Below are 3,488 nucleotides of genomic sequence, written 5' to 3'. Positions count from 1 at the left end.
TCCTGAAACCGCTCGGCGAGCTTGGGATCGAAAGTGAACCAGCTCTGGATCAGCGATTCCGGCGAGACCTTGTCGATGTTGCTCAGGACCTGCTGCTGCAGCTTGTCCATGACGGCAATCTGCATCGGCGAGACATCCGGCAATCCGAAGAACTGGCGAGCCTCAAGGGGGGTGCAGTCGATTTCGATGTTAACTTTCATGTCCCCTCCAGATGAGATTCGAGCGGCCTGCCGGAGTATCACCGCGAGTTGCGGTGCGACGCAAGCGACCTGACGCCGGCGCGACACGCCCGGTCCCGCAATCGGCCGGTATGGTCAACCAAATCGCTCGCGCCACGAACGCGCTCGCCCGGCGGCTGACGGGGGCGCTCCCGCCGTTCCCCGGGGACCGATCGAAAGTCGAATATCGCCCGCGAACCTTCGCCTCCAGACTGTCGGGTCAGCATTGCTGCACAGCGGTGCAAGTTGGCGCGTTCCTTGCTGGAATGGCGCTTGCACGGGGCGAGAACTCTGGGCAACATGGATTGATCGGCCTCGTCGAACAAGCAAAAATCATCGGCGCGGCAGTGTGAAGAGGGCCAAGAATGTCATTCGGTCGAAGTTTGTGTGCGGCGACGCTCGCCGGTACGTTTGCGTTGACGGTCTCGCCGGCGTCYAGCCAGACGCTGCGCTATGCCAACCAAGGCGACCTGAAGTCGCTCGATCCCTATACGCTCAACGAGAGCACCACCCACGCCCATCTCGGCCACGTCTATCAAGGCCTCACCGCGCGCGACAAGAACCTCAAGATCATTCCGGCGCTGGCGGAAAGCTGGGAAACTCCGGAGCCGACGCGCTGGCGCTTCCATCTGCGCAAGGGCGTGAAGTTCCACAACGGTGACCCCTTCACCGCCGACGACGTGGTGTTCTCGGCCGATCGCGTCCGCAAGAAGGGGTCCAACATGCAGACCCGCCTTGCGCCCGACGTCAAGGTGGTCAAGGTCGACGACTACACCGTCGATTTCGTCCTGCCCTCGCCCAACCCCATCCTGCATAACGCGTGGGATGTCTGGTACATCATGGACAAGAAATGGGCCGAGGAGAACAACGTCGTCGATCCGACGCCGGTGGCGGCGACCACGCCGAGCTACGCCTCGCTCCACGAGAACGGCACCGGTCCCTTCATCATTGAGAGCCACCAGCCCGGCGTGAAGACGGTGTTCAAGGCCAATCCCAATTACTGGGGCAAGGTCGAAGGCAATTTGAAGGAGATCATCTTCACCCCGATCTCCTCCGACGCCACCCGCGTCGCCGCGCTACTCTCGGGCGAAGTCGACGTCATCGAGCCGGTGCCGATCCAGGACATCTCCCGCGTCGATTCCAGCCCGAATGCCCAGGTACTGAAGGGGCCGGAGCTGCGCACCATCTTCATCGGCTTCGACCAGATGCGGGACGAGCTGCTCTACTCCAACATCAAGGGCAAGAACCCGTTCAAGGACATCAAGGTCCGCGAGGCGTTCTACAAGGCGATCGACATCGAGCTGATCAAGACGCGCGTGATGCGCGGGCTGGCGACGCCGTCGGCGCTGATGATCGCGCCGGAGCTGTTCATACTGTCCAAGGAGTTCACGCGGCCGAAATTCGATCCCGACGGCGCCAAGAAGCTCCTGACCGAGGCCGGTTATCCCGATGGCTTCGAGGTCACCATGGATTGCCCAAACGATCGCTACGTCAACGACGCCGCGATCTGCCAGGCCGTGGTCGGCATGCTCGCCCGCATTGGCGTCAAGATCAATCTGCTGGCGCAGCCGAAGGCGCAGTACTTCGCCAAGGTGCTGAAGCAAGGCGGCTACCAGACCTCGTTCTACATGCTGGGCTGGACGCCGAGCACGATGGACTCCCACAATGTGCTCTTTGACATCATGGGCTGCCGCGACGATGCGAAATCCTCACGGGGCGAGGCCAATCTCGGCGGCTACTGCAACAAGGAGTTCGACGCCATCACCGACAAGGTGCTGGTCGAAACCGACACCGCCAAGCGCAACCAGCTGATCAAGCAAGCCTACGAAATCGGCAACAAGGACTGGTCCTACATCCCGCTGCACCAGCAGGCGTTGGCCTGGGGCGTATCGAAGAAGGTCAACCTGCCGCAGCGCGCCGACAATCTGGTCATGTTCCATTGGGCGACCAAGCAGGAATAGCGTCAGTTGAACCCAAGGTCCCGGCAGCGTCAGGCTTCCGGGACCTTTCCTTTTCCGGCTGACAAAGACGTCGACCGCACGCACACCCAAGGAAGGTGGAAGGAATGCTCGCTTTCACTCTTCGCCGCGCCGTTCAGGCCATCGGCGTCATGTTCGCCGTCGGCATCATCGCGTTCTCGATGTTTCGTTTCGCCGGCGACCCCGTCAACCAGATCGTCTCGATCGACACGTCGGCGGCCGAACGCGAGGCTGTACGCAAGTCGCTCGGCCTCGATGATCCCGTGCCGGTGCAGTTCGTGCGCTATTTCGCCGATGCCGCACAATTCAAGTTCGGCGTCTCCTACCAGTTCCGCCAACCGGTCTCGACGCTGTTGATGGAGCGTATGCCCGCAACGCTGGAACTTGCGATCTGCGCCACTGTATTTGCGATGGTGCTCGGCATCCTGATGGGGGTCTATTCGGCGCTCAAGCGCGACACCCTGCTCGCCAAATTATTCCAGGCGGTTTCGCTGATCGGCATCTCGCTGCCGACCTTCCTGATCGGCATCCTCCTGATCTATCTGTTCGCGGTGACATTGGGCTGGTTGCCCTCGTTTGGCCGCGGCGAGGTGGTCAAGCTCGGCTGGTGGACCACAGGCCTGCTCACGCTGTCGGGGCTAAAGGCATTGATCATGCCCTCGATCACGCTCGGCCTGTTCCAGATGACCCTGATCATGCGCCTGGTGCGCGCGGAGATGCTGGAAGTGATGCGGACCGACTATATCCGCTTTGCCCGCGCCCGCGGGCTGACCACCCGTGCCATCCATTTCGGCCACGCGCTGAAGAACACGCTCATTCCCGTGATCACGGTGGCAGGGTTGCAGTTTGGCTCGGTTATTGCATTTTCGATCATCACCGAAACCGTGTTCCAATGGCCCGGCATGGGACTTCTGTTCGTGCAGGCCGTGCAAAACGTCGATATCCCGATTATGGCCGCCTACCTGCTGATGGTCTCGCTGATTTTCGTCACCATCAACCTGGTGGTCGACATCCTCTACACCGTGGTCGATCCGCGCCTGCGCTCGACCGTCGGCCGCGCGACATAAGGCAACCTGCATGTCCGACGCAGTCGTCTCCAATTCCGACAAGCAGAGCACGCAGCCGACCCATGCCGCCCGCAACTGGCTCAGTCGCGCGCTCGACAGCGACATCTTCTATTCGTTCCGCCGCTCCAAGCTGACCATGGTGGCGGCGGCCATTGCCGCGCTGTTCTTCCTGCTCGCGATCTTTGCATCCGTCCTCGCTGTGCAGAACCCGTTCGATCCGGCGC

The 3,488-nt window shown here is 61.5% G+C and carries 3 protein-coding genes and 1 pseudogene; 3 read left to right on the top strand and 1 reads right to left on the bottom strand.

Annotated elements, in window-relative coordinates; translation table 11 throughout:
* Nucleotides 1-200: DUF6489 family protein (locus ACXJL8_RS36810; RefSeq protein ID WP_456686596.1), on the bottom strand; the 200-nt coding region annotated here is incomplete at its 3' end.
* Between the two features lie 383 nt (nt 201-583).
* Here ACXJL8_RS36810 and ACXJL8_RS36805 point away from each other — a divergent pair.
* The 3 genes and pseudogenes from ACXJL8_RS36805 to ACXJL8_RS36795 form a co-directional block, all read left to right on the top strand.
* A complete protein-coding gene (locus ACXJL8_RS36805) occupies nt 584-2,179 on the top strand; it encodes an ABC transporter substrate-binding protein (RefSeq protein ID WP_456619284.1) in 1,596 nt (531 codons plus the stop codon).
* Between the two features lie 104 nt (nt 2,180-2,283).
* Nucleotides 2,284-3,264, top strand: coding sequence for an ABC transporter permease (locus tag ACXJL8_RS36800; protein ID WP_456619285.1), 981 nt, complete (start codon nt 2,284-2,286; stop codon nt 3,262-3,264).
* Between the two features lie 10 nt (nt 3,265-3,274).
* Nucleotides 3,275-3,488, top strand: a pseudogene (locus ACXJL8_RS36795) (ABC transporter permease); the annotation flags it as partial.

It is taken from the genome of Bradyrhizobium sp. P5_C11_2, assembly GCF_054049755.1.
This window is presented reverse-complemented; position numbering and strand designations above follow the sequence as displayed.